The 714-nt window shown below is 72.8% G+C and carries 1 protein-coding gene; it reads left to right on the forward strand.

What is annotated here, in order from left to right:
* The coding region (locus AC1D12_RS34635; RefSeq protein WP_477845572.1) for a protein kinase domain-containing protein at nt 1–714 on the forward strand (714 nt) is incomplete at both ends.

Below are 714 nucleotides of genomic sequence, written 5' to 3' on the forward strand. Positions count from 1 at the left end.
CCAGAAACCCGACTTCGGTCCGACCACGCAGTTCGACACCGTGCCGGCCAGCGACGTGCTGCTGGCGGGGGCCCGTGTCGGCGGGTTCCGCATCGTCGAGCTGATCGGTCGTGGCGATTCGGGTGTCGTGTACCTGGCGCTGGACTCGTCGCTGCAGCGGCAGGTCGCGATCAAGGAATATTTCCCGACTTCGCTCGCGCAGCGCGAGGACGGCAGGCAGGTGGTGCCGCGGCGCAGCGGCGATGCCCCGGCGCTGGAGGCCGGCCGCCGCGAGTTCGTGCAGCGCGCCAAGCTGTTCGCCCGATTCGAGCACCCGGCGCTGATCCGGGTGCAGAGCCACTGGGAAGAGAACGGCACCGCCTACTACGCGATGAATTTCGTGCCGGGCCCGAACCTGGCCGGTGCGCTGAAGGCCCTGCCGCGCGCCCCCGACGAGGCCTGGCTGCGCGCGATGCTGACGCCAGTGCTCGATGCGGTCGACCTGCTGCATGCGGCGCAGGTCCACCATGGCGGCATCTCGCCCGAGGCGGTCGTCGTGCGCGGCGTCGGCGTGCCGGTGCTGCTGGGCAGCACCCCGCCGCCGGCTGACGAGAAGCCGCTGGTGCCGCCCGGTGCGTGGACCGACCTGCGCGCGCTGGCCAGCCTGCTGCACGCGGCCGTCACCGGCCAGGCCGCGCTCGGTGCGGCCGTGCCACGGGTGCACCGTCCCCTGAC

Source organism: Rhizobacter sp. P1_G5, assembly GCF_056405435.1.